The organism is Mesorhizobium australicum (assembly GCF_900177325.1).
Classification (GTDB): Bacteria; Pseudomonadota; Alphaproteobacteria; order Rhizobiales; family Rhizobiaceae; genus Mesorhizobium_A; species Mesorhizobium_A australicum_A.
The window spans coordinates 4,836,020-4,861,594 of the sequence record NZ_FXBL01000004.1 but is presented as its reverse complement, the minus strand read 5'-3'; the positions used below and the strand labels follow the sequence as shown (position 1 = coordinate 4,861,594).

Sequence of the window (25,575 nt, the reverse complement as noted above, 5' to 3'; positions counted from 1 at the left end):
TTCAGTGAACCGTCTCTTCCTCCAGGTCCGGCGCCATCCACATCTTCTCGAGGTTGTAGAACTCGCGCACCTCGGGCCTGAAGACGTGGACGATGATGTCGCCCGCATCGATCAGCACCCAGTCGGCGCCCGGAAGTCCCTCGACCTTCGCAGTGCCGAAACCGCCATCCTTCAACGCTTTAAGAAGGTGGTCGGCGACGGCCGCGACATGACGGTTCGACCGGCCGGACGCGATCACCATGTGGTCGCCCAGACTGGACTTGCCCTGAATGTCGATGGAGATGATGTTTTCGGCCTTGGAGTCATCGAGACTGTCAAGGACTGTCCGCAAGGCCGGGGAGGCGCTGTTGTCGCTGTTCCCGACCGTCGAAGGCATGGTTTCAGCCTTCTTCCGCAGTTCCGTTCTCAGGTTCGTTCCTTTCCCGACGGGATTGCAAATCAGTGTTCGTCCCGCGCGAACACACTGAAGATAGGCAGAGTCCCTTGACAGTTTCAAGACGCGCCGCGTCAGGTTTGTCGCGCCGGCTACTGCTCCGCCGGAGGAACGGGAAGCGGGGTCTGCGCCGACAGCGGCGTGAATGCGCCGGTCTCGTCGGCCGGAACGCGCGGGGAGCGGATGACCCGCCATATCGTGAAGGCGCAGAAGAGCGCGGCGATGACGATCGCGACGATCATGAACGAGGCCGTGCCGAACGCCGCCGTCAGCGCCGTGCCGAGGCCGGGCACGATGAAACCCGACACCGACCAGAGGAACAGCATCGTGCCCGACAGCCGGACCAGTTCCTCCTTCGAGGCGCGGTCGTTGGCATGGGCCGAGGAGAGCGAATAGATCGACTCGCTGGCGCCGCTCCAGACCAGATAGATCGCGATCATCAGGCCGAGAGACCCGCCGTCGAAGCGGCTTGCCGCCAGGCCAGCGACGACGACGAGTGCGGCGGCGACGATCAGCACGTAGCGCCTGTCGGTGCGGTCTGAGATCCAGCCGAACGGGATCTGAAAGACGAGCGTGCCGAGCGGCATGGCGAACATCAGCGCCGCCACTTCCCGCTGCGAGTAGCCGCTGGCCGTGGCGTGGATCGGCGCGAAGCCAGCGATCATCATCGACAGGCCGCCGACGGCCAGCATGCCGGCGACGCCGACCGGCGAGATGCGCCACGCCTCCCGAACCGCCACCGCCGCGCCTTGCGGCGGTGGCGGCTGGCGCAACTGCGTCAGGCCGACCGGCAGGATCGATGCGGCGGTGAAGGCGACACCAGCGATCGGCGCCATTGGCGTCGAGATATCGAGGAATCCCATCAGGTAAGAGCCGACGCCGAGGCCGACGATGTAGCTGACATAGAAGATCGCCATCACGCGGCCGCGGATCGTGTTGCCGACCGCATCGTTGAGCCAGCTTTGCGCCACCACGAACATGCCGCAGATGGCGAAGCCGTAGAGCGCGCGGGCGACGATCCAGACAACCGGGTCGACCGCCATGCCGACCAGCGCGTTGGAGAGCACGATCAGCGCCGAGAACACCATGTAGGCGCGCGCATGGCCGACCCGCCTCACCAGCCAGGCCGTGAGCAGGCAGCCGGCGATGCCGCCGGCCGAGAGGGCGGTGAGGATCAGGCCGGCCCATGTCGGGGCATATCCCTCCGCGCCGAGCCGGACCGGGATATAGGCGAACATCAGCCCGTTGCCGATGGCGGCGAGCGCCATGGCAAGGATCACGCCGGCGACCCCGGCGACCGGTGTTTCCGCGTCGCCGCGGGCAGGGGCGGATGCTGCTGTCATGGGGTGAGTGTGGCGGCCGGAGAGCCGCCCCGCCGCGCCAAAAACGACATCGCCCGGTGGCGCGCGGCTGGACCGGCGGAAGTTCCGTCCTGGTTCAAGCCTTCACCAGACCGTCGCGGATGGCCGTGGAGGAGAGCGTCGAGCGCGGGCCGTGGATGAAGGTCCAGGCCGGCGCCGGTGTGCGGGCGAGCAGCGGCGCGTCGTCCTCGTCGCGGCGGGCGTAGTCGAAGGTCTTCGCCATCTTCGACGACAGGAAGGCCAGCGTGGCGCCCGGACGGTCGATGACCGCGATCGGGAAGGTCATCGCGATCGCCTGCCAGCGCTGCCAGCGGTGGAAGTCGCGCAGCGAATCCGCGCCCATGATCCAGACGAAGTTCACGCCGGGATTGCGCGCCTTGACCAGCGCCAGCGTGTCGGCCGTGTAGCGGACGTGATAGCTCGCCTCGAAGGCGGTGACCTTGATCTTCGGATCGTCGGTGATCTTCTCGGAAAGCCGGATGCGCTCTTCCAGCGGCTTCAGCTCGCGCCCGATTTTCAGCGGATTGCCGGGGGTCACGATCCACCAGAGCTGGTCCAGCTCCAGCCGCCGCATGGCGATCTCGGCGACCAGAACGTGCCCGGCATGCGGCGGGTTGAACGACCCGCCGAACAGGCCGACCGCCATGCCCTTCTCGACATGCGGCATGCGAAGGTAGCGGGCTGGGACGGCCCAGTCCGATGTCACGCCCGCACCTGGCCCGAGCCGCGGACGCGGTATTTGAACGAGGTGAGCTGCTCGACGCCGACCGGGCCGCGCGCATGCATCTTGCCGGTGGCGATGCCGATCTCCGCGCCCATGCCGAACTCGCCGCCATCGGCGAACTGGGTCGAGGCGTTGTGCAGCAGGATGGCGGAATCGATCTCGTTGAAGAAGCGCTGCACCGCCGCCGGGTCCTCCGCGACGATCGCCTCGGTGTGGTGCGAGGAATAGGTCTCGATATGGTCGATCGCGCCGCCGACGCCGTCCACCAGCGTCACGGAGATGATCGCGTCGAGATATTCCGTCGTCCAGTCGGCGTCGGTCGCCGCCTCCGCCTGCGGATAGAGCGTCAATACCTCGGCGCTGGCGCGGATGGCGCAGCCGGCTTTGGCAAGGGCGTTCAGGATCGGCACGAGATGCGTGTTCGCCACGGCGCGGTCGACGAGCAGCGTCTCGGCCGAGCCGCAGATGCCGGTGCGGCGCATCTTGGCGTTGACGGCGATCTTCACCGCCATGTCGAGATCGGCCGACTTGTCGATGTAGAGATGGCAGATACCTTCGAGATGCGCGAAGACCGGCACGCGCGCCTCGTTCTGCACGCGCGCGACGAGGCTCTTGCCCCCACGCGGCACGATCACGTCGAGATTGCCGTCGAGACCCTTCAGCATCTCGCCCACCGCGGCGCGGTCCGTCACCGGCACGAGCTGGATCGCGGCCTCGGGCAGGCCTTCGGCCTTCAGCCCTTCGACCAGGCAGGCGTGGATCGCGGCGGACGAGTTGGCCGAATCCGAGCCGGCGCGCAGGATCACCGGATTGCCGGCCTTGAAGCACAGCGCGCCGGCGTCAGCCGTCACGTTCGGCCGGCTCTCGAAGATGACACCGACGACGCCGAGCGGCGTGCGCACGCGCTCGATCTTCAGCCCGTTCGGCCGATCCCAGGCCGCGATCACCTCGCCGACAGGGTCCTTCAGGTCGGCGATCTCGCGGATGCCCGTGATGATCGCGGCGATGCGCGCCGGATCGAGCTTGAGCCGGTCCATCATCGCGGGCGACAGCTTCGATTCCACGCCGTTCGCCAGGTCGATCGCGTTGGCTTCGAGGATCGTCTTCTCGTTCGCCACGATCGCATCGGCCATGGCGCGGAGTGCTGCGTTCTTTCGCTCGGTGCTGGCGATCGCCAGCGGCCGCGCGGCGGCGCGGGCGTCGCGGCCGATCTGCGCCATGAGCCGGGCGATGTCCTGTCCGGACGTCTCTGCTTTCGTCAGCATTCAGCCCTCCATCCGCTGGGCGACCGTGCGGGAGACCACCAGGTCGTCGCGATGCACCATCGCCGAGCGCGGCTCGTAGCCGAGCGCGTCGGCGATCTCCGTCGTCTTCAGCCCGGCGATCCTTACGGCATCCGCCGCGTCATAGGCAACAAGGCCGCGCGCGACCTCGCGGCCCTCGGGGTCCAGGATCGCCACCGTGTCGCCGCGGGCAAAGTCGCCCGAGACGAGCTTGACGCCCGCCGGCAGCAGCGACTTGCCCGACAGAAGTGCGGTGATTGCACCGGCGTCGACGGTCAGCCGTCCAGCCGGTTCGAGCTGTCCCGCGATCCAGCTCTTGTAGCCGCGCACAGGGTTGTGCGCCGGGGCGAACCAGGTGCATGTCTCGCCGCGGTCGATTGCCGAAAGCGGGTTCATCCGGTCGCCTTGCGTGATGATCATCGCGGTGCCGGCGGCGGTTGCGATCTTGCCGGCATCGATTTTGGTGCGCATGCCTCCGCGCGAGAGTTCCGAGGCTGCGCCCCCGGCCATCGCGTCGATCTCCGGCGTGATCCGCTCCACGAGCGGGATGTGCTTCGCATCCGGATTGAAGGCGGGCGGGGCGGTGTAGAGGCCGTCTATGTCGGAGAGCAGGACCAGCAGGTCGCCGCCCATCATTGTGGCGACGCGCGCGGCCAGCCGGTCGTTGTCGCCGTAGCGGATCTCGCTCGTCGCGACCGTGTCGTTCTCGTTGATCACCGGCACCGCCTTGAGCTTCAGCAGCGTGCCGATCGTCGCGCGGGCGTTGAGATAGCGCCGGCGCTCCTCCGTGTCGCCGAGCGTCACCAGAACCTGGCCGGATTTCAGCCCGTGCCGCGCCAGCTCCTCGGACCAGGCCCGCGCCAGCGCGATCTGGCCGACGGCCGCCGCCGCCTGGCTCTCCTCCAGCTTCAGGACGCGCTTGCCGAGCCCGAGGATGGTGCGGCCGAGCGCTATGGCGCCGGACGAGACGACCAGCACCTCAGTTCCCTGCGCCCACAGCCCGGCAATGTCGGCGACCAGCGAAGCCAGCCACTCGGCCTTCAGGCCCTTCGAGCGGTCGACAAGCAGCGCGGAGCCGATCTTGACGGTGATGCGGCGGTGCGAGGCGAGGGAGCTGATCATGGAAGAGGCCGGAAGATGAAGCGATATCGGAAGCGCGGAGCGGTCAGAGCGACCAGCGGTCGTCCGGCGCCGGTGGCTCCTCCGCTCGCCTCGCATCCTCGACATGCACCATCAGCGCCCGCAGCACTTCCTCTACGCCCTCGCGGGTAACGGCGGACATCAGCAGAGGCGCATGCCCGGCGGCGCGCTTCAGGCTCGCCACCTTCTTCTTGCGCGCATCGGCGTCGAGCGTGTCGACCTGCGACAGCACCACGACCTCCGGCTTCTCGTCGAGCCCGTGGCCATAGGCCTCCAGTTCGCCGCGGACGGTCTTGTAGGCCTTGGCCGGGCTTTCCTCCTGCGCGGAGACGAGATGGAGCAGAACACGGGTGCGTTCGACATGGCCGAGGAAACGGTCGCCGATGCCCACGCCCTCATGTGCGCCTTCGATCAGACCCGGAATGTCGGCGATGACGAATTCGCGCGCATCGACCCGCGCCACGCCGAGGCCGGGATGCAGCGTCGTGAAGGGATAGTCCGCGATCTTGGGCTTCGCGGCCGTCACCGAGGCGAGGAAGGTCGACTTGCCGGCGTTGGGCAGGCCGACGATGCCCGCGTCGGCGATCAGCTTCAGGCGCAGCCAGATCGTCATCTCCTGGCCCGGCAGGCCGGGATTGGCGCGGCGAGGCGCCTGGTTGGTCGAGGTCTTGAAATGCGTATTGCCGAAACCGCCATTGCCGCCTTCGGCGATCTTGAAGCGCTGGCCGACCTCGGTCAGGTCGGCGATCAGCGTCTCGTTGTCCTCTTCATAGACCTGCGTTCCCGCGGGCACCTTGAGGATCACGTCGGCGCCCTTGCCGCCGGCCATGTTGCGGCCCATGCCGTGCATGCCGGTCTTGGCGCGGAAATGCTGCTGGTAGCGGTAGTCGATGAGCGTGTTGAGGCCGTCCACCGCCTCGATCCATACGTCGCCGCCGCGCCCGCCGTCGCCGCCGTCCGGCCCGCCGAACTCGATGAATTTCTCGCGACGGAACGACACCGATCCGGCGCCGCCGTCGCCGGATTTTATGTAGACTTTCGCCTGGTCGAGGAACTTCATCTTGCTTCAATCTGTCGGGAAAGGCGCGGTTGCGCCTCTCCTAGTTGGTTTCGTCGCCAAAGGGAACCATGCGGCTCCCTCAGGCGCTCATCAGGCGCGTCATTCCCGGGCTCCAGGCCCTCAGCCCGATCCATGTGCGCCGGTCGAGCCGGTAGCGCTCCACCGGCACCTGGCCGGCGACGATCGAGTTCAGCATGCCCTGTCCTGCATACTGGAAACCGCATTTGTGGATCACCCGGCGCGAGGCCGGATTGATGACACGGCAGGAGACGTTGAGCGCGTCGATGACCGTCGTCCGGAAGGCGACGTCTACCAGCGCCTGCGCCGCCTCGGTTGCGTAGCCGTGCCCCCAGAACGGCTCGCCGATCCAGTAGCCGAGCTCCAGCCCTCGGTCGGTGGGGTTGAGCCCGGCGCAGCCGATGAAGGCGCCATTGTCGGCGAGCGTCAGCGCGTGGACGCAGCCGAAGCGGCGTTCGGCTGCGGCGGCGATGAAGGCGCGGGCCTCCGCCTCGCCATAGGGGTGCGGCATGCGGGCGAGCATCTCCGCGACCCTGCGGTTGTTGGCGAGGCCCGCCAGGTCCGGCAGGTCGTCGACGTGCGGCGGGCGCATGACCAGCCGGTCCGTGACGAGCACCGGACAATCTATCGGCGTTTCAGGTTCTTCCCCGATGAGTTCCATGACCATCGTTCCCTCTCCATCCGATGCCGGCTCAGGCCGCGCTCTTCTCGACCCGGCCGAGACCGGCGCGCCATGAGGCGGCCGACAGGCGCGTGGTCACGACCTGGGCGCCGTCGCCCCTGGAACGCGAATAGACGTCCCTCAGGCCGGTGATGGCGAAGCCGAGCTTCTCCTGCACGCGCAGCGAGGCGGGGTTGTCGGTCAGCGCCGCCGACTCGATCGCCCAGATCGGCGTCGTGTCGAAGGCGTGCGCGATCAGCGCGCCCGCGGCCTCGGTCATGTAGCCGTGGCCGTGTACGTGCTCGGCGAGCCAGTAGCCCAGGCGCGGCTGCGGCCCACCGCCCTCGATCGCGACGACGCCGACGAGTTGCTCGCGGTGGATCGTGTAGACATGACTGTCGGCATCGGCCGAGACGTGCTCGATCCATTCTTCCGCGTCTTTGACGAAGTAAGGGTAGGGCACCTGGGTCAGCATGCGGGCCACGTTCCAGTTCGACAGGCCGGCGGCGATCTGCTCGGCGTCGAGCATGGTCGGCTTGCGAAGCGTCAGGCGCTTGGTGACGAGGATGTGCATGATGGATCTCCAGGCAAAGAAAAAGGGGAGATGGCGACCCATCTCCCCTGTTCTCGCTTCTGGACTATCCAGACACCGGTCCCCGGGAGGGGTCGCCGGTGTGGTGTGTCGCGGAACCGGCTACTCCGCTGCGTCCTGAATCGGGTTTACCGACACGTAGGTTCGGCCATTGGCTTTTTTCTGGAAGGCGACGGCGCCGGCTTGCGTAGCAAACAGGGTATGGTCCGTGCCCATGCCGACGTTGACGCCGGGGTGCATCTTGGTGCCGCGCTGACGAACGATGATGTTGCCGGCGAGAACTGCCTCGCCGCCGAACTTCTTCACGCCCAGACGCTTCGATTCGGAGTCGCGACCGTTGCGCGACGAACCGCCAGCTTTCTTGTGTGCCATCTTAGTCTCCTTAGCGTCCCGAAGGACGTCTCAAACCCTTGGAGGCGCTTCGTTGCGCCCCTCATACATTGATTTGGCTTACTTCGCCAGTTCCTTCGCCTGATCGCGCCAATCGCGGATCTGGTCGGCCGAGAACGGCATGTTCGCATCGATCGTCTCGATGTCGGCGTCGCTCAGCTTCGCGATCTGCTTGAAGGTCGTGATGCCCTGCTCGTTGAGCTGGCCGGCAGCCACCGGGCCGATGCCCTTGATCACAGTCAGGTCGTCCGCCTTGCCCTTCGGCGCGGTGAACAGGGTCGCGACCGGAGCAGCGGCTTCCGCCTTGGCCTCGGCCTTCGCTGCGGCCTTCTTCGCCGGCTTCGCGCCACCCGTCAGGATCTCGGTGATCTTGACCGTGGTCAGCAGCTGGCGATGGCCGCGCTTGCGGCGCGAGTTCTGGCGGCGGCGCTTCTTGAAGGCGATGACGGTCTTGGCATGGCCCTGCTCCAGGACCTCGGCCGCCACGACCGCGCCGTCCACGAAGGGAGCGCCGATCGTCACGTTTTCACCTTCACCGTGCGCCAGCACGAAGCCGATTTCAACGATGTCGCCGACTTCGCCGGCGACCTTCTCGATCTTCAACACATCATTGGCGGCGACGCGATACTGCTTGCCGCCCGTTTTGATGACTGCGAACATTTTGATGCCTTTCGCTTGTTCGGTCGGCTCTCGAGCGTTAACGCCCGGTCCGTCTTTTTGTCAGTCTGCGGGGTCCAAAAGCCAACCGGCGCGGGAAGCCCCCACGCCGGATGCGGGGGTCGGTTACCCGAAGGTACCACGTGAGTCAAGGCAAGCGGCGGGGTTTTCGGGCTTTCGTCCATCGATTGACACCCGGTGCAGCTCTGACGCATCGTTCCCGCATTGCCGGGAGTGATCGTCATGCAACGCCTTCTTACATTTGCCTCTTTTGCCCTCGCGCTTTCCGCCTCGACGGCGATCGCCGCCGACATCGTCGTCGAAGCCGGTGAAGGAGCCAACGAGCGCCTGATCGAGGCGCTGATCTCGGCCCAGCCGGGCGACGTGGTGAAGATCGGGCCCGGCATGTTCGAGCTGATGGAGGGGCTCTCGCTCGACGTGGACGACGTGAAGGTGCAGGGCGCCGGGGCCGGACAGACGGTGCTGTCCTTCAAGGGCCAGACCGGCGCCGGTGAGGGCCTGCTCGTCACCTCCGACCGCGTGGTGCTGGAAGACTTCGCCGTCGAAGACACCAAGGGCGACGGCGTGAAGTCCAAGGGCTCCGACCAGATCACCTTCCGCAATATCTCCGTCGTCTGGACCGGCGGGCCGAAGGCCGAGAACGGCGCCTACGGCGTCTACCCGGTCTCGTCGAAGAACGTGCTGATCGACGGCGTGTTTGTGTCCGGCGCGTCCGATGCCGGCATCTATGTCGGACAGAGCGAGGACATCATCGTCCGCAACAGCCGCGCCGAATACAATGTCGCCGGCATCGAGATCGAGAACTCCAAGCGCGCCGACGTGTTCAAGAACACCGTCACCCACAACACCGGCGGCATTCTCGTCTTCGACCTGCCGAACCTTCCCGTGCAGGGCGGGCAGGACGTGCGGGTGTTCGACAATGACGTGGTGGAGAACGACACGCCGAACTTCGCGCCCAAGGGCAACATCGTCGGCATCGTGCCAAAGGGCATGGGCGTCATGGTCATGGCCAACCGCAACGTGCATGTCTTCGGCAACCGCTTCGACAAGAACGGCACGACGCATGTGCTGATCGCCGCCTATCCGAACGACTATGACGACGACAATTACATGTTCGTGCCGCGCGGCGTCTTCATCCACGGCAACACCTATGGCGAGGGCGGCTTCGCCCCGGACGGCGAGGTCGGCAAGATCATCACCGACGTCTCCGGCACGCTGGTGCCGGACATCATCTGGGACGGCGTGACCCGCATTCCGGAATATTTCTCCTGGGTGAACGCGGAGGACCAGATCTATATCGACGAGGCCGAAGGCACGACCTTCGCCAACCTCAAGATGATCTCGCAGATGCTGCTGCCATGGACCACCTCGCCCGACACCGACATCGCCGGCTACAAGGGCTCGCTCCCCGAGCCTGCGCCGGTAAAGCTGCCGCAGGACAGCGGGTCGTAAGGGTCCCGGGGCTTATGGGCTTGCGCTCTGTCACGCCCCCCTCTGCCCTGCCGGCCATCTCCCCCAGATGGCCGGCAGGCCAGAGGGGCGCGCGACGGATGGTTGCGGCCGTGATTGCAGCCGCTTTCGCTTTGACTTCAGCGCCGGCCCATGCCGTCTCCCCCGACGCGATCCTCGCCGCGAAGCCGCCCAAACTCCTCTCCGAATTCGCCTTCTTCGCCGACGGCGCGAAACAGGCGCCTGCGGAGGGCGTGATCCCCTATCACCTCGCCACGCCGCTCTTTTCCGACTTCGCCGAGAAATATCGCTTCGTCCATGTGCCGGCGGGCCAGTCGGCGACCTACGATCCGAACGAGGCGTTCGAGTTTCCGGTCGGCACGGCGCTGATCAAGACCTTCGCCTTCCCCGCGGACCTGCGCGCGCCCGACAAGGACGTGCGGCTGATCGAGACGCGTGTGCTGGTCAGGCAGCAGGCCGGCTGGCAGGCCTGGGCCTATGTCTGGAACGCCGAGCAGACCGAGGCCGAGCTCAAGATCGCCGGAGCTAAAGTAGACATTGCCGTGACGGGCAGGGACGGCGCGCCGCTCTCCTTCAACTATGCCGTGCCCAACAAGAACCAGTGCAAGGGCTGTCATGCGCTCGACGGCGAGGTCGTGCCGCTCGGGCCCAAGGCGCGCAACCTCAACGTCGAGCATCCCTATGCGTCCGGCGCCGAAAACCAGCTCGCGCACTGGGCGTCCGCCGGCATCCTGTCGGGCGCGCCTGCGCCTGCCGATGCGCCGTCGGTTCCCGTCTGGGGAGATGCGGTCGCTCCGACCGAGGCCCGCGCCCGCGCCTGGCTCGACACCAATTGCGCCCACTGCCACCGTCGCGAGGGGCCGGCGTCCAATTCCGGCCTCTATCTGACCTGGGGCGAGACGGACCGCGTGGCGATGGGCGTCGGCAAGCGGCCGGTTGCGGCCGGGCGCGGCAGCGGCGATCGCGCCTTCGACATCGATCCTGGGCATCCGGACAATTCGATCCTCCTCTACCGGGTCGAGAGCACGGAGCCGGGCGTGATGATGCCGGAACTCGGACGCACGCAAACGGATCCGGAAGCGGTCGCGCTCTTGCGCAAATGGATCGAAGAAATGCGTTAACCCCTGGCTGCTAGGCTCCCGGGGTTGCGCTGGCCATGTCATGGGAGCGTAACACGGGCTCACACAATGTGATGCCAGGGACAGACCCATGTATGGCACAACGATGTCAAAAGCGGGAATCGCGGCGGGGTAGTCGACGAGCATGACCAGGCGTTATTTCGGCACGGACGGGATCCGGGGACGGGCCAACAGTTTTCCGATGACGGCGGAAGTCGCCATGAAGGTCGGGATGGCGGCGGGCACGTCGTTCCAGCGCGGCTCGCATCGCCATCGCGTCGTGATCGGCAAGGACACGCGCCTCTCCGGCTATATGCTCGAGAACGCGATGGTCGCCGGCTTCTGCGCCGCCGGCATGGACGTCTTCCTGCTTGGGCCGGTGCCGACACCGGCCGTCGCCATGCTGTCGCGCTCGCTGCGCGCCGATCTCGGCGTCATGATCTCGGCCTCGCACAACGCCTACCACGACAACGGCATCAAGCTGTTCGGCCCGGACGGCTACAAGCTGTCGGACGAGATCGAGCTTCGCATCGAATCCCTCATCGAGACGGACCTCACCGCCTCGCTCGCCGATTCCGACACGATCGGCCGCGCCAAGCGCATCGACGGCGTGCACGACCGCTATATCGAGTTCGCCAAGCGCACCCTGCCGCGTTCCATGTCGCTGGCCGGCATGCGCGTGGTGATCGACTGCGCCAATGGCGCCGCCTACAAGGTCGCGCCCGCTGCTCTGTGGGAGCTCGGCGCGGAAGTCGTGACCATCAATGCCGAGCCGAACGGCATGAACATCAACCACGAATGCGGCTCGACGCATCCGATGGGCCTGTCGAAGAAGGTACACGAGGTGCGCGCCGACATCGGCATTGCGCTCGACGGCGACGCCGACCGTATGGTCATCGTCGACGAGAACGGCACGCTGATCGACGGCGACCAGATCATGGCGCTGATCGCCGAAGCCTGGCACCAGAGCGGCCGGCTTGCCGGCGGCGGCGTGGTCGCCACCGTCATGTCCAATCTCGGGCTGGAGCGCTATCTCGGCGACCTCGGTCTTTCGCTCCATCGCACCAAGGTCGGCGACCGCTACGTGGTCGAGCACATGCGCGCGCACGGCTTCAATGTCGGCGGCGAGCAGTCGGGCCATATCGTCCTGTCCGACTTCGCCACCACTGGCGACGGTCTCGTCTCCGCGCTCCAGGTGCTCGCCTGCATCAAGCGCGCGGGCAAACCCGCCAGCGAAGTCTGCCGCAAGTTCGAGCCGGTCCCGCAGGTGCTCAAGAATGTCCGCTTCAACGGCGGCAAGCCGCTCGAGAGCGACCCGGTCAAGGCAATGATCGAGGACGCGCGCGTGCGCCTCGGCAAGTCCGGCCGCCTCGTGATCCGTCCGTCCGGCACCGAGCCGCTGATCCGCGTCATGGCGGAAGCCGACGACCGCGGCCTCGTCGAGACGGTGGTCAACGACATCGTCGGGGCGATCTCGTCGATCCGCACCGCCGCCTGATTCTCTTTCGACGTCGAAGTTTCCGGACGCCCGCGCCCCCTGCGCGGGCGTTTTGCTTTGTGGATTTCGCAATGATCGCGTCCGGAATCATGGTTAAGCCGCAGGGTTAATCCGCCCTTAACCTTTCCACTTCATTATCCAAACCCGGGACTAGGTCTATCCGCTGGCGTCGCGCCTTGGATCGAGAGGGTGAAGGTTATGCTCACACAGGTGAAGAAGACGCTGTTCGGCGCCGCGGTCATGGCGGCTGGCGTCGTGCCGGCATTGGCAGCCGATATCTATGAGCCTCCGGTCTATGCGCCGGAGCCGGTCTATACGCAGCCCGAGCCCGAGCCGGTCGACTACGGTGGCTGGTATATCCGCGGCGACCTCGACTACCACGCCACGAAGTTCCGTGGCGGCAACTACATCACCTACGGCCCGCCTCCGGGCACCGGCGCCTTCGACTCGGGCGACATCGACTCCTCCTGGTCCGTCGGCGGCGGCGTCGGCTACCAGGTCAGCAGATATCTGCGCACCGATCTCACCCTCGACTGGATGGGCAAGGCCGACTTCAACGGCTCGACATCCGGCTTCTGCGGAGGCGTGCCCTGCACGTCGGTCGACACCTCGTCCTACAGCGCACTCCTGCTGCTGGCCAATGCCTACGCCGAATTCGGCACCTGGCACGGCATCACGCCCTATGTCGGCGCCGGTATCGGTGGCGCATATGTAAAGTGGGATACGCTGCGCAACACGGCCGGTGGCATCACCACCGACCACGAGGGTTCGGCCAACTGGCGTTTCGCCTGGGCGCTCATGGCCGGTGCGTCCTACTGCCTGACCAACGACCTCAAGCTCGATGTCGGCTATCGCTACGCCAATATCGGCGGCGGCCGCATGTTCGAATATGCCAGCGGCGTTGCTCCCGGCTTCGACAAGGGCTTCCATATCCACGAGGGCCGCGTCGGCTTGCGCTACCAGTTCGGTGGCCGCAGCTCCTGCTACGAGCCCGAGCCGGTCGCCTACGAGCCGCCGGTGGAACCGCCGGTCTACAAGTAAGCCTCCTCCACTTTGTTCTTGCGCCGCCCGGGTCACTCCGGGCGGTTCTTTTTTGTGCCGGCGACATCGTCTGAAAGGTTTATGTCCATGGTTAACCGGCATTTAACCAAGATGGTTAACAGTGGGCCAACACAGAAGGCCGTGACCCGATCGGCCTGAATCCCGGAGTTGGACCCCATGCGACTGTCCTTGCGCGCCGCCCTGCCGATCGTGCTCGTCGGATTGGCCCCGTTCCCCGCCGCACTCGCGGCGGACTACGACCCGCCGATGGTGATCGACACGCCGGAGGAATATGTGCCGGTCGAAGTGGGCAATGGGTGGTACTTGCGCGGCGACGTTACCTACACCCTCAACGACCCATCATACAATTTTACGCTGTTCGGACAGACGGCGAAAATCGATCGGTTCGGCGGTGGCCTGGGCGTCGGCTATCAGTTTACCGATTGGCTGCGCAGCGACGTGACGCTGAACTATGTTGGTGGAAGACGCTACGACTATGATGACGGCTTTGATGCGGGCTCGGCCAAGCAGCAGGTGTGGAGCGGGCTGGTCAATGCCTATGTGGATCTCGGCACCTATGTCGGCGTGACGCCATATGTGGGCGCCGGCGCCGGAATGGTCTATTCCAAGCATAGCGTCAACATAGATCCGGGCCCGCCGGATGGCGTCTACACCTCGGCCGACGACCAATACGCATTCGCCTATGCGCTGATGGCCGGCGTGGCCTACAGGGTCAGCGACAATATCTCTGTCGATCTCGGCTATCAGTATTTCTCCTCGCCGTCGGCCGAATACCTGAACGCCGACACCTTCTCGATGGACAAGGGCATCGACTATCACCAGATCAAGCTCGGCCTGCGCTACGACCTCTGGTAGGCGGCGGCGGAGCTGTCACGAAACAGGGCGGGCTTCGGCCCGCCCTTTGCGTTTGCGCCTCGTGTGTCGCAGTGGCGCAACGAGGACAGGAAAAGTCGGCAGGGCGATATTTTCGTCTTGACGACGCAAGGCGATCCCAATATCGCCACGCGTGGGCCACCCCTCCCCAACGAGCGGGCTTACTATCTGGAAGGATAGACCACGATGACGACGACCGTCCCCACGCCGGCAGTGCGCCCGGCCAATCCCAATTTCTCCTCCGGACCCTGTGCGAAGCGACCCGGCTGGTCGCTTGAAGCGCTTGTGAACGCCGCGCTCGGCCGTTCCCACCGCGCCAAGATCGGCAAGGACAAGCTGGCGCTCGCGATCGAGCTCACCCGCGAGGTCCTGCAGGTTCCCGCCGACTACCGCATCGGCATTGTTCCCGCTTCCGACACCGGCGCGGTCGAGATGGCGCTCTGGTCGCTGCTCGGCCAGCGCGGCGTCGACATGGTCGCCTGGGAGAGCTTCGGCTCTGGCTGGGTGACCGACGTGGTCAAGCAGCTCAAGCTCGCCGATGTGCGCATGATCGAAGCCGGCTACGGCAAGCTGCCCGACCTCGCGCAGATCGATTTCGACCGCGACGTGGTCTTCACCTGGAACGGCACGACCTCGGGCGTGCGCGTGCCGAACGGCGACTTCATCCCGGCCGATCGGCAGGGCCTCACCATCTGCGACGCGACCTCGGCTGCTTTCGCGCAGCGCCTCGATTTCGCCAAGCTCGATGTCGTGACCTTCTCCTGGCAGAAAGTGCTGGGCGGCGAGGGCGCACACGGCATGCTGATCCTCAGCCCGCGCGCCGTTGAACGGCTGGAGACCTACAAGCCCGCCTGGCCGCTGCCGAAAATCTTCCGCCTCACCTCCGGCGGCAAGCTGATCGAGGGCGTCTTCAAGGGCGAGACGATCAACACGCCGTCCATGCTCTGCGTCGAGGACTATCTCGACGCACTCCAGTGGGCCAAGGGCATCGGCGGTCTCGACGCGCTGGTTGCGCGTGCCGACGCCAACGCGGCCGTCATCGACCGCTTCGTCCAGGCATCGCCATGGCTCGGCCACCTGGCTACGGATGCCGCGAGCCGCTCGAACACCTCGGTGTGCCTCACGATCGTTGATCCCGAGGTCACCGCGCTCGACGTGAAGGCACAGGAAGCCTTCGCCAAGGCGATCGTGTCTGCGCTCGACAAGTCGGGTGTTGCCTACGACATCGGCCACTATCGAGACGCGCCGGTCGGCTTCCGCATCTGGTGCGGCGCGACCGTCGAGACCTCCGATCTCGAAGCGCTGATGCCCTGGCTCGACTGGGCGTTCGCGCAGCAGAAGGCGGCGCTCAAGGCCGCTGCCTGATCCATTCGGCGGCGCAGTTCGCCTGCGCCCCTCATCTCAAACTTGATCGACTCTTTCTGAAGGAGGCAACCCATGCCCCGCGTTCTCGTTTCCGACAAACTTTCCCCCACGGCCGTGCAGATCTTCAAGGATCGCGGCGTCGAGGTCGACTACCTGCCGGATCTCGGCAAGGACAAGGACAAGCTGCTCGAAGTGATCGGCCAGTATGACGGGCTGGCCATCCGCTCGGCCACCAAGGTCACCGAGAAGCTGATCAATGCCGCGACCAATCTCAAGGTCATCGGCCGCGCCGGCATCGGCGTCGACAATGTCGACATCCCGGCCGCCAGCCGCAAGGGCATCATCGTGATGAACACGCCCTTCGGCAATTCGATCACGACCGCCGAGCATGCGATCGCGATGATGTTCGCGCTTGCCCGCGAGCTGCCCGAGGCCAGCGCCTCGACCAAGGCCGGCAAGTGGGAGAAGAACCGCTTCATGGGCGTCGAGATCACCGGCAAGACGCTGGGCGTCGTCGGCTGCGGCAACATCGGCTCGATCGTAGCCACGCGCGGCGTCGGCCTCAAGATGCATGTCATCGCCTTCGACCCGTTCCTTTCCGACAGCCGCGCCCAGGAACTCGGCGTCGAGAAGGTGGAGCTCGACGAACTGCTCGCCCGGGCCGATTTCATCACGCTGCACACACCCATGACCGACAAGACCAGGGGCATGATCAACGCGGACGCGATCGCCAAGATGAAGAAGGGCGTGCGCATCATCAACTGCGCCCGCGGCGGCCTGATCGTGGAGCAGGACCTGCTCGAAGGCCTGAAGAGCGGCAAGGTCGCGGGTGCCGCGCTCGACGTGTTCGAGGTCGAGCCGGCCACCGAGAGCCCGTTCTTCGGCCTGGAGAACGTCATCGCTACGCCGCATCTTGGCGCGTCCACCAGCGAGGCGCAGGAGAACGTCGCGCTGCAGGTCGCCGAGCAGATGTCGGACTACCTGATCAAGGGCGCGGTCTCCAACGCCATCAACATGCCGTCGATCACGGCCGAGGAAGCGCCGAAGCTGAAGCCGTTCGTCAAGCTGGCGGAAGTGCTCGGCGCCTTCGTCGGCCAGGTGACCGAGGAGCCGATCAAGGAGGTCGAGATCCTGTTCGACGGCGTCACCGCCTCGATGAACACCCGTGCGCTGATCTCCGCCGCGCTCGCCGGCCTCATCCGGCCGCAGGTGTCCGATGTCAACATGGTCTCTGCGCCGATCATGGTGAAGGAACGCGGCATCGTGCTCTCCGAGGTCAAGCGCGACAAGTCGGGGGTCTTCGACGGCTACATCAAGCTGACGGTGACGACGGAGAAGCAGACGCGCTCCATCGCGGGCACCGTCTTCTCGGACGGCAAGCCGCGCTTCATCCAGATCAAGGGCATCAATCTGGACGCCGAGGTCGGGCAGCACATGCTCTACACGACCAATCCGGATGCGCCCGGCATCATCGGCCTGCTCGGCACGATCTGCGGCCAGAACGGCGTCAACATCGCCAACTTCCAGCTCGGCCGCAACAAGCCCGGCGGCGACGCGATCGCGCTGCTTTATCTCGATGCCCCGTTCCCCGAGAAGGTGCTGGCGGAGCTCAGGGCCAACCCCAAGATCGCCTCGGCCAAGCCGCTCAAGTTCGACGTCGCGGCGGCCTGACGGACACCTAGCTTCCGTTTTTGAAGGCGCGGCGATGGCCGCGCCTCTCTGGCTTTGCGGGATTCAGCCAGGATCGCCCAGCCAACCGGATCGCTATGCGATCAGACCTGCCACGGGTTCATCAGCGTAATGCCAAGGCCCTCGAAATCCTTGATGTTCCGCGTCGCCAGGGTTGCGCCACGCGCGAGACTAATGCCCGCAATCTGCGTATCTCGCGACCCGATGTTGAGGCCGTCGCGAATCCGCATTCCCGCGACATGAGCCGCTCGCTCCGCTGCTTCCCGGTCAAAAGGTAATATCCGATCGGGGAATATCTTCGCGGCAAGAGTGTCCAGCCGTGTGTGCAGGTCGCGCTTCCTCTTTCCTTCCGGCAGTAGATTTATACCGGACCGCGACTCGAAGATGTTCACGGCGGTGGTCCAGATTGATGTATTCGGCTGCTGGTCGAGCCAGATGACGACGGCGCGGTTCAGATCCGGCGCCATCAATGCTGAGAGAACATTCGTATCGAGAACGATCATTCGTCGAACTTGGCGTAGCGGATGGGTTCATCCGGAAACTCCGGCAGAGGTTCGTCATTGTCCGGAACATCCTTGAACAGGTTCGCGATCTGCGTTCCAAGTCCGGGCTGTTTTGGCTCGACGCGCAGCAGTTCGGCACGCAAGATGGTGCGCGCTTCCTCTTCCATGCTGACGCCGTGCCGTTTGGCGCGCCTGCGCAGGTTTTCCTTCACGTCTTCGTCGAGGCGGCGGATCAGGAGTTGTGCCAACGGTCTTCTCCGACTGTGATATCATGATATCACCACTCGGCCTGCCCGTCTATCCGTGCGCTCGACGCCCACTCCATTCGGCAATACCGATGCCGCCCATCACCAGGACGATCGCCACCGCATGATAGGCTTCGAAAGCCTCGCCGAGCAGGGCGATCGCCAGCAGGGTTCCGAAGATCGGCACGAGGTTGATGAAAAGCCCTGCGCGGTTCGGGCCGATCAGCTCGACGCCGCGCATGTAGAAGGCCTGCGCCAGCAGCGACGGGAAGATCACCGTATAGGCTCCCACCGCCCAGCCCGCCGCGTCCGGCCAGATCCCGGCACCAGTTGCGAACTCGACGATGACGAAGGGCACCGAGGCGATGGCCGCAGACCCGGTCAGCGCCAGCATCATCGTCTGCCAGTGTATGTCCGGCTTGAAGCGCAGCATCACGGTGTAACCGCCGTAGAACAGGATCGCGAGCAGCATCAGGGCATCGCCCTGGTTGAGGTCGAGCGACAGGAGGCGGTGTGGATCTCCATGGCTTGCGACAACGATCACGCCGACCACAGACAGGATGAAACCCGCCACCTGCAGCCAGGTGACGCGGGTGCCGAACAGCAGGAAGTTGGCGATGAAGATCACCATCGGGATCGCCGCGTGTTCGATCGAGACGTTGACGGCGGTCGTGTAGAGCAGCGCGCTGTAGAAGGCCAGATTGTAGGCCGTGAATCCCACGGCGCCGAGAAGGAACAGGGTCAGCATCGACGACCGCGCCTTCGTCCAGTCGCGCTTGAGCTGCGGCCAGGCGAAGGGCAGCAGCAGCGCGAAGGCGAATGTCCATCTGAGGCCGGTGAGCAGCATCGGCGAGATATGGCCGACCGCGACCTTTCCGGCGATGGCGTTGCCGCCCCAGAAAAGCGTGGTGAGTGTCAGGAGGATATAGGCGGCGTGCTGCATCGGTGTTTCCGGGCCCCGCCTATCCGCGATCGATCCGAATGGCAATGATCCACCCGCCCTCAGATGCTGCGCCCACCTCGACAAGTTTCGCCGGATTGCGGCAAAGAAGGGTCGCGCGCGCGGACACTTGCCGCTATAGAAGCCACGAAAAACGCCGCGTCAGGCGTGCGCATCCTAGGAAGGCAACATGGCAAACGTGGTGGTCGTCGGCTCTCAGTGGGGCGACGAGGGCAAGGGCAAGATCGTCGACTGGCTCGCGGACAGGGCGGATGTGGTCGTCCGCTTTCACGGCGGCCACAATGCCGGCCACACTCTGGTGATCGACGGCGTCAGCTACAAGCTGGCGCTGCTGCCGTCCGGCCTCGTCCAGGGCAAGCTGTCGGTCATAGGCAACGGCGTCGTGGTCGACCCGCATCACTTTGTCCAGGAAGTAGAAAAGCTCCGCGCCCAGGGCGTGACGATCACGCCCGAGATTCTGCGCATTGCCGACAATGCCCCGCTGATTCTGTCGCTGCACCGCGAGCTCGACGGCATCCGCGAAGATTCCAATTCCGGCCTCAAGATCGGCACGACGCGGCGCGGCATCGGCCCTGCCTATGAGGACAAGGTCGGCCGCAGGTCGATCCGCCTGGTCGATCTGGCGGAGCCGGAGACGCTCATGCTCAAGATCGAGCGCCTGCTGACCCACCATAATGCGTTGCGTCGCGGCATGGGACTCGAGGAAATTTCCGCCGACGCGATCCATGAGGAACTGACCTCCATCGCGGGCGAGATCCTGCCCTACATGGACCAGGTCTGGCGCGTCCTGGACGAAAAGCGCCGCGCCGGTGCTCGCATCCTGTTCGAAGGTGCGCAGGGCGCCCTGCTCGACAACGATCACGGCACCTACCCCTTCGTCACCTCCTCCAACACGGTTGCGGGGCAGGCCGCCGCCGGTTCGGGGCTGGGGCCGACGGCGATCGGCTATGTCCTCGGCATCACCAAGGCCTACACGACGCGCGTCGGCGAGGGGCCGTTCCCCTGCGAGCTTGATGACGAAGTGGGCCGCCATCTGGCGACCGTCGGCCGCGAGGTCGGCGTCAATACCGGGAGGCCGCGCCGCTGCGGCTGGTTCGACGCCGTGCTGGTGCGCCAGACCGTCAAGACGTCCGGCATCACGGGCATCGCGCTGACGAAGCTCGACGTGCTGGACGGCCTCAAGGAGATCAAGATCTGCGTCGCCTACGAACTCGACGGGCGCAGAGTCGATTATCTGCCGGCGTCGATGCGCGCGCAGGCGGCGGTCACGCCGATCTACGAGACCTTCGAGGGATGGTCCGAGACCACGGCCGGCGCGCGGACCTGGTCCGAACTGCCGGCTCAGGCGATCAAGTATGTCCGTCGTATCGAGGAACTGATCGGCGCGCCGGTTGCCTTGCTGTCAACAAGTCCGGAACGTGACGACACAATTCTTGTGACAGATCCGTTTGAAGATTAGAGCATTTGTGACAATCATCGCCCTGCGCACCATCATCTGGACAAAAAGAGGGGCCAGAGGGGCCACGCTCGGCAAAGTGGAAGTATCCTGAATGGCAGATTTCGTCGCGGTTCTGAAGAAGACGCTCGACGGCCTGGGCGACAACAGCCCGGAGATGCGCGCGCGTGTCTACGACAAGGCCCGTGCGACGATCTCCGCGAAGCTTGCCGCCATCACGCCGCCACCTGCGCCAATCGTTATCGAGCGGCAGAAGGCGGCTCTCGAACAGGCCATCAAGACTGTGGAGGCGGAGTATGCCGCTCCTCCTCCCTCGCCCGTGGACGATCTCGACGAGGTCATGAACACCCTCGAGGCGACGGTCAAGGTCGCGCCTCCTCCGCCGTCGAGGCCGCAGCCCGATGCGCCGGTCGTCTCTCGGGAGCCGCCGAAGGCGAGCCCTCCCGTGGCCGCGTCGGCTCCGGACGCGGAGGACGAAATCGCGCCGGCATCGCCTTCACGCGCCGAGGATCGGCTGGCGTCGGAATCGCTTGCCGGCATGCCGCCGCGCAAGGCGTCGCGCGGCCGGCTGGGCCTCGCGGTGGCCGGGCTGATTGTGCTCGTTTTCGCGGGCGCGGCCGGATATGCCGTCTGGCTCAACCGCACCGAGGTTTCGCAGATGCTGGGCCTCGGCACGCCGGCGTCGCAACCCGCGCCACAGGGCGAGGCGTCAGCGCCCGCGACCTCTGCGACGCCGGAGCCGGCGCAGGATGTCGCCAAGGCTGAGCCGGAAGCGCCTGCGCCCGCGGTAGAGCAGCCTGCCGTCCAGAAATTCACCCAGAAACTGAACGCGGACGGGACCGAGACCGATCAGGGCCCCGCTGGCGGCGCGCCGGGCGTGGGTGAGGGGACGTCGGTCGCGGCGCTCACCGTCCAGCCCCCGGCCGCGGCGCCTGCCACGCCGCCCGCGGCGGACCAGACCCCCGCGGCTCCCGAAACGCCTGCTGGCGCCGAGACCGCGCAGGCGACCCCGCCTGCGGCCGAGGCGCCTCCGGCAGAGCAGCCTGCCGCCGTTCCGGTCGGCCAGCGCGCGATCTTCTACGAAGAACGTACCAGCGCGAGCGGCGGGTCCGCCGAGGCAGGAAACACGGTCTGGTCGCTCGTGCAGGAGTCGCCCGGCGACGGCCTGCCCGCCGAGCCCGCGATCCGCGCCGATGCGACGATCCCCGGCAAGGACATCCAGCTTCGGCTGACGATTCGCCGCAACGGCGACAAGACGCTGCCGGCCAGCCATATCGTCGAACTGATTTTCCTCACGCCGGACAATTTCGAGGGTGGGACGATCGATAACCTGCTGCGCATGACGATGAAGGAGACCGAGGAGGCGACCGGCAATCCGCTGCTCGGCGTGCCGGCGAAGATCGGCGACGGCTTCTTTCTGATCGCGCTGTCGGACGGCAAGGCGGAGAACGACGCGAACATGCAGCTTTTCCGCCGCATGAAGTGGGTCGACATCCCGATCGTCTACCGTTCTGGCCGCCGGGCGCTGATGACGCTTGAGCGCGGTGTTCCGGGCGACAAGGTCTTCGAAGAAGCCCTGAAGGCGTGGAGCCAGCCGAACGGCTGATCCTGGCAGCAACCCGAATGAAAAAACGGCGCGGAGTGGAAGCTCCGCGCCGTTTGCTTTTCAGAAGATCGTACCGTCAGTGCGCGGGCGCCGCCTCGACGGTGCGCAGCGCCTGCATCTGCCGCTTGGCCGCGGCCTTGACCGCATCCTGCACCTTCTCGAAGGCGCGCACCTCGATCTGCCGCACGCGCTCGCGCGAAATGTCGAACTCGGCCGACAGCTCCTCGAGCGTCATCGGCTCGTCGGCGAGGCGGCGCGCCTCGAAGATGCGGCGCTCGCGGTCGTTGAGGACCGACAGGGCGCCCGCCAGCATCGACCGGCGATTGTCCAACTCGTCCTGCTCGACCAGCATCTCTTCCTGGTTGGCATGGTCGTCGACCAGCCAGTCCTGCCATTCGCCCGATTCGCCTTCCGAAGCCCGGATCGGCGCGTTGAGCGATGCGTCGCCGGAGAGGCGGCGGTTCATCGAAACCACCTCTTCCTGGGACACGTTGAGGCGGGTGGCGATCTCCTGGACCTGCTCGGGATTGAGGTCACCGTCGTCCAGAGCCTGGATCTTGCTCTTCACCTTGCGCAGGTTGAAGAACAGCCGCTTCTGGTTCGCGGTGGTGCCCATCTTCACGAGGCTCCACGAGCGCAGGATGTATTCCTGGATCGACGCCTTGATCCACCACATGGCGTAGGTCGCCAGGCGGAAACCGCGTTCCGGCTCGAATTTCTTCACGGCCTGCATCAGGCCGACATTGCCTTCCGAGATCACTTCGCCGATCGGCAGGCCGTAGCCGCGATAGCCCATCGCGATCTTCGCGACGAGACGCAGATGGCTCGTCACCAGCTTGTGCGCGGCGTTGGTGTCGCCGTGCTCGGCATAGCGCTTGGCGAGCATGTATTCCTCTTCCGGCAGCAGCATCGGAAAGCGGCGGATCTCCTCGAGATACCGCGAAAGACCGCCTTCGCCGGAAACGATGCTTGGTAGTGTCTGGGCCATGTAGCGCCCTCCCTCTCTAAGAATGGCGCCCCCTGATCTAGGCAGGCGCTCCCTCCGCGAGCCAAAACGCGCCCTGCGGACGTCACCCTTATATAGGAACGATCAAGGCAATTACATGGTCTCTTTTGGAAACCTACTCACTGTCACGCACAAGTGAACAATGGCGTAACCGGACGCCGTTTCCCGCGATCGGACAGGTCTCACCACCGCGTCTTTTCGCCCGGCGCGGCGGGCTCGATCGCCAGCGCATGCACGCTGCCCGCCAGCTCGTCCGCCAGGAGCGTGTTGACCGCACGATGACGCTCGACCCGGCTCATCGTCGCGAAGGCCGGGGAGACGATCCGCACGCGAAAATGGGTCTCTCCCGTTCCGTCGAAGACCTCGTGGTGGCCGGATGCGGCGTGGTGGTGACCCGCGTGCAAATGGCTCTCGTTGAGGACGGACAGCCGCTCCGGCGCGAAGGCCGCGTTGAGCTTCGTTTCGATCGTCTTCTGCATGGACATCGTGCACCTCCAGGACCATATAGGGGACGAAGCCCCGACATCGAGGTCCGATTCACGCGATAGGTCCAATGCCTCGCGAAAGTCAATTCTTGTATCCATCGGCGAAGCACCCATAATCCGCGAATGAGCGCCTATTCGAAATATTTCGAACGCATCAAGGTTCGACCTGACTCCAAGGACGGGGCGGAGACGGCTACGCATGCACCCAGGTGCCAGTGGGACGGCTGCAACGAGGCCGGCACGCACAAGGCGCCGGTCGGACGCATGCGCGAAGGCGAGTATTTCCGCTTCTGCATCGATCACGTGCGGGAATACAACAAGGGCTACAACTACTTCTCCGGCCTGCGCGACACCGACATCGCCCGCTTCCAGAAGGAGGCGTTGACGGGTCACAGGCCGACCTGGACGATGGGCGTCAATGCGAGCGCGCGGTCGGTTCCGGAGTTCGCGGCGAAGCGGTCCGGCCGCGCCGGCTACTACAACCGGGTGCGCGACCCCTTCAACCTGTTCGGCGGTACAGGCGGCTACCAGCCGCCGGAGCGCTCGCGCAAGGCGCGCCCGCTTGAGGCCAAGGCGCTTGAAACGCTTGGACTTGCCGCAAATGCGACTGGCGAAGCCATAAAGGCGCGATATAAACAGCTTGTGAAGCAGCACCATCCGGACGCCAACGGCGGCAACCGGGGTTCTGAAGATCGATTTCGGGACGTGATCCAGGCATACCGGCTCTTGAAACAGTCTGGCTTCTGCTGACCACGGATCGTCCGTTCCGAAGCCGGGCAACATTTTGGACTCCGGTGTTTCCACCGGGTCCCGATTTGGTCTAAAGACAGCCCGAAAATTCGGTTTGAAAGGCTGCGCGGGGCGTTCTCGCCGCTCGCGCTGGAGGCATGATGAACAGGGTCGATCGCGACATTGCCAACTTGCCGGACACGACGGTGCCGGTCCAACAGACATTCGGCTTCGATTCCAAGATGGTCGTGCCGGCCTACTCTATCGCCACCGAGCACGTGCCGGACGTCGATCCCGACTACATCTTCGACGAGGCGACGACGCTTGCCATCCTCGCCGGCTTCGCCTTCAATCGCCGCGTGATGGTCTCCGGCTATCACGGCACCGGCAAGTCGACCCATATCGAGCAGGTCGCCGCCCGCCTCAACTGGCCCTGCGTGCGCGTCAACCTCGACAGCCATGTCAGCCGTATCGATCTCGTCGGCAAAGATGCGATCGTGGTCAAGGAAGGCATGCAGGTCACCGAGTTCCGTGACGGTATTCTGCCCTGGGCCTACCAGCACAATGTCGCGCTCGTCTTCGACGAATACGATGCCGGCCGTCCGGACGTGATGTTCGTCATCCAGCGCGTGCTCGAATCCTCGGGCCGCCTGACCCTGCTCGACCAGAGCCGCGTCATCCGGCCGCATCCGGCCTTCCGCCTGTTCGCCACGGCCAATACGGTCGGCCTCGGCGACACGACCGGCCTCTACCACGGCACGCAGCAGATCAACCAGGCGCAGATGGACCGCTGGTCGATCGTCACGACGCTGAACTACCTGCCGCACGACAACGAGGTGGCGATCGTGCTCGCCAAGGCGAAGCATTTCCGCACCGACAAGGGCCGCGATACCGTCAACAAGATGGTCCGCGTCGCCGACATGACGCGCCAGGCCTTCATCAACGGCGACCTGTCGACGGTCATGAGCCCGCGCACGGTCATCACCTGGGCCGAGAATGCCGAGATCTTCGGCAATGTCGGCATGGCCTTCAGGCTCACCTTCCTCAACAAGTGCGACGAACTCGAGCGCACCGTGGTCGCCGAGTTCTACCAGCGCGCCTTCGGCGAAGAGCTGAAGGAAAGCGCGGTCAACGTGGTGCTGGGGTAGTTCGGGACGAAGCTTGGGAGC

Annotated in this window: 26 protein-coding genes; 11 read left to right on the top strand and 15 right to left on the bottom strand. The window is 65.4% G+C overall.

The annotated features are described in order from the left end of the window. Nucleotide 1: 1 nt before the first annotated feature. The 10 genes from rsfS to rplU form a co-directional block, all read right to left on the bottom strand. Nucleotides 2-376 (bottom strand): ribosome silencing factor, encoded by a 375-nt coding sequence (gene rsfS, locus B9Z03_RS26405; RefSeq protein ID WP_085466953.1) that lies wholly within the window; start codon nt 374-376, stop codon nt 2-4. A gap of 149 nt (nt 377-525) precedes the next feature. After that, the gene (locus B9Z03_RS26400; RefSeq protein ID WP_085466952.1) at nt 526-1,776 is read right to left on the bottom strand and encodes an MFS transporter; all 1,251 of its coding nucleotides are present in this window, start codon (nt 1,774-1,776) and stop codon (nt 526-528) included. Nucleotides 1,777-1,870: 94 nt separating this feature from the next. Next, nucleotides 1,871-2,461 (bottom strand): nicotinate-nucleotide adenylyltransferase, encoded by a 591-nt coding sequence (locus tag B9Z03_RS26395; protein WP_085466951.1) that lies wholly within the window; start codon nt 2,459-2,461, stop codon nt 1,871-1,873. Between the two features lie 35 nt (nt 2,462-2,496). Further along, nucleotides 2,497-3,783, bottom strand: a complete 1,287-nt coding sequence (locus B9Z03_RS26390) for a glutamate-5-semialdehyde dehydrogenase (RefSeq protein WP_085466950.1) — start codon at nt 3,781-3,783, stop codon at nt 2,497-2,499. Then, complete coding sequence (proB, locus tag B9Z03_RS26385; RefSeq protein WP_085466949.1) at nt 3,784-4,923, bottom strand: glutamate 5-kinase; 1,140 nt, start codon at nt 4,921-4,923, stop codon at nt 3,784-3,786. A 43-nt stretch (nt 4,924-4,966) separates the two neighbouring features. Beyond that, nucleotides 4,967-6,001, bottom strand: coding sequence for a GTPase ObgE (obgE, locus tag B9Z03_RS26380; RefSeq protein ID WP_085466948.1), 1,035 nt, complete (start codon nt 5,999-6,001; stop codon nt 4,967-4,969). 79 nt (nt 6,002-6,080) lie between these two features. Beyond that, nucleotides 6,081-6,686 (bottom strand): GNAT family N-acetyltransferase, encoded by a 606-nt coding sequence (locus tag B9Z03_RS26375; RefSeq protein ID WP_085466947.1) that lies wholly within the window; start codon nt 6,684-6,686, stop codon nt 6,081-6,083. Nucleotides 6,687-6,711: 25 nt separating this feature from the next. Further along, nucleotides 6,712-7,254, bottom strand: coding sequence for a GNAT family N-acetyltransferase (locus tag B9Z03_RS26370; RefSeq protein ID WP_176247646.1), 543 nt, complete (start codon nt 7,252-7,254; stop codon nt 6,712-6,714). Between the two features lie 120 nt (nt 7,255-7,374). Then, nucleotides 7,375-7,644, bottom strand: coding sequence for a 50S ribosomal protein L27 (gene rpmA / locus B9Z03_RS26365; protein ID WP_085466945.1), 270 nt, complete (start codon nt 7,642-7,644; stop codon nt 7,375-7,377). Nucleotides 7,645-7,722: 78 nt separating this feature from the next. After that, nucleotides 7,723-8,322 (bottom strand): 50S ribosomal protein L21, encoded by a 600-nt coding sequence (gene rplU / locus B9Z03_RS26360; RefSeq protein WP_085466944.1) that lies wholly within the window; start codon nt 8,320-8,322, stop codon nt 7,723-7,725. A 240-nt stretch (nt 8,323-8,562) separates the two neighbouring features. Between rplU and B9Z03_RS26355 the strand changes: the two genes are divergently transcribed. From B9Z03_RS26355 to serA, 7 genes are all read left to right on the top strand, one after another. After that, the gene (locus B9Z03_RS26355) at nt 8,563-9,792 is read left to right on the top strand and encodes a parallel beta-helix domain-containing protein (protein WP_085466943.1); all 1,230 of its coding nucleotides are present in this window, start codon (nt 8,563-8,565) and stop codon (nt 9,790-9,792) included. A 110-nt stretch (nt 9,793-9,902) separates the two neighbouring features. Then, complete coding sequence (locus B9Z03_RS26350) at nt 9,903-10,931, top strand: SO2930 family diheme c-type cytochrome (protein WP_210191392.1); 1,029 nt, start codon at nt 9,903-9,905, stop codon at nt 10,929-10,931. Between the two features lie 142 nt (nt 10,932-11,073). Next, nucleotides 11,074-12,426 (top strand): phosphoglucosamine mutase, encoded by a 1,353-nt coding sequence (gene glmM / locus B9Z03_RS26345; RefSeq protein WP_085466941.1) that lies wholly within the window; start codon nt 11,074-11,076, stop codon nt 12,424-12,426. A gap of 198 nt (nt 12,427-12,624) precedes the next feature. Then, nucleotides 12,625-13,467: an outer membrane protein gene (locus B9Z03_RS26340; RefSeq protein ID WP_085466940.1), complete on the top strand. Its 843-nt coding sequence runs from the start codon at nt 12,625-12,627 to the stop codon at nt 13,465-13,467. 177 nt (nt 13,468-13,644) lie between these two features. Then, nucleotides 13,645-14,343 (top strand): outer membrane protein, encoded by a 699-nt coding sequence (locus B9Z03_RS26335; RefSeq protein ID WP_085466939.1) that lies wholly within the window; start codon nt 13,645-13,647, stop codon nt 14,341-14,343. 204 nt (nt 14,344-14,547) lie between these two features. After that, nucleotides 14,548-15,726 (top strand): phosphoserine transaminase, encoded by a 1,179-nt coding sequence (locus B9Z03_RS26330; RefSeq protein ID WP_085466938.1) that lies wholly within the window; start codon nt 14,548-14,550, stop codon nt 15,724-15,726. Between the two features lie 72 nt (nt 15,727-15,798). Next, complete coding sequence (gene serA / locus B9Z03_RS26325) at nt 15,799-17,397, top strand: phosphoglycerate dehydrogenase (RefSeq protein ID WP_085466937.1); 1,599 nt, start codon at nt 15,799-15,801, stop codon at nt 17,395-17,397. 101 nt (nt 17,398-17,498) lie between these two features. Here serA and B9Z03_RS26320 read toward each other — a convergent pair whose 3' ends face one another. From B9Z03_RS26320 to B9Z03_RS26310, 3 genes are read right to left on the bottom strand one after another with little or no spacing between them, the layout of a single operon-like run. Then, entirely contained in the window at nt 17,499-17,918 is a 420-nt protein-coding gene (locus B9Z03_RS26320) for a type II toxin-antitoxin system VapC family toxin (protein WP_085466936.1), read from the bottom strand. Beyond that, on the bottom strand, nt 17,915-18,166 hold the full coding sequence (locus B9Z03_RS26315) for a FitA-like ribbon-helix-helix domain-containing protein (RefSeq protein ID WP_085466935.1): 252 nt from the start codon (nt 18,164-18,166) through the stop codon (nt 17,915-17,917). Before B9Z03_RS26315 ends, B9Z03_RS26320 begins: the two co-directional genes overlap by 4 nt. A 49-nt stretch (nt 18,167-18,215) precedes the next feature. Further along, on the bottom strand, nt 18,216-19,106 hold the full coding sequence (locus tag B9Z03_RS26310) for a DMT family transporter (protein ID WP_085466934.1): 891 nt from the start codon (nt 19,104-19,106) through the stop codon (nt 18,216-18,218). A gap of 187 nt (nt 19,107-19,293) precedes the next feature. Here B9Z03_RS26310 and B9Z03_RS26305 point away from each other — a divergent pair, with 187 nt between their 5' ends. Together B9Z03_RS26305 and B9Z03_RS26300 are read left to right on the top strand one after the other, a co-directional pair. Next, nucleotides 19,294-20,583, top strand: a complete 1,290-nt coding sequence (locus tag B9Z03_RS26305) for an adenylosuccinate synthase (protein WP_085466933.1) — start codon at nt 19,294-19,296, stop codon at nt 20,581-20,583. A gap of 91 nt (nt 20,584-20,674) precedes the next feature. Next, on the top strand, nt 20,675-22,186 hold the full coding sequence (locus tag B9Z03_RS26300) for a hypothetical protein (protein WP_085466932.1): 1,512 nt from the start codon (nt 20,675-20,677) through the stop codon (nt 22,184-22,186). Nucleotides 22,187-22,262: 76 nt separating this feature from the next. Here the strand turns inward: B9Z03_RS26300 and rpoH are convergent, their stop codons facing one another. Continuing rightward, nucleotides 22,263-23,174, bottom strand: a complete 912-nt coding sequence (gene rpoH / locus B9Z03_RS26295) for an RNA polymerase sigma factor RpoH (protein ID WP_085466931.1) — start codon at nt 23,172-23,174, stop codon at nt 22,263-22,265. Between the two features lie 200 nt (nt 23,175-23,374). Then, nucleotides 23,375-23,677 carry a BolA family protein gene (locus B9Z03_RS26290; RefSeq protein ID WP_085466930.1) on the bottom strand — a complete coding sequence of 101 codons (303 nt, stop codon included), beginning with the start codon at nt 23,675-23,677 and terminating at the stop codon, nt 23,375-23,377. Nucleotides 23,678-23,800: 123 nt separating this feature from the next. Here B9Z03_RS26290 and B9Z03_RS26285 point away from each other — a divergent pair, with 123 nt between their 5' ends. Together B9Z03_RS26285 and cobS are read left to right on the top strand one after the other, a co-directional pair. Further along, the gene (locus B9Z03_RS26285; RefSeq protein WP_085466929.1) at nt 23,801-24,427 is read left to right on the top strand and encodes a J domain-containing protein; all 627 of its coding nucleotides are present in this window, start codon (nt 23,801-23,803) and stop codon (nt 24,425-24,427) included. A 140-nt stretch (nt 24,428-24,567) separates the two neighbouring features. Next, nucleotides 24,568-25,554, top strand: a complete 987-nt coding sequence (cobS, locus tag B9Z03_RS26280) for a cobaltochelatase subunit CobS (RefSeq protein WP_085466928.1) — start codon at nt 24,568-24,570, stop codon at nt 25,552-25,554. The last annotated feature ends 21 nt before the right edge of the window (nt 25,555-25,575 follow it).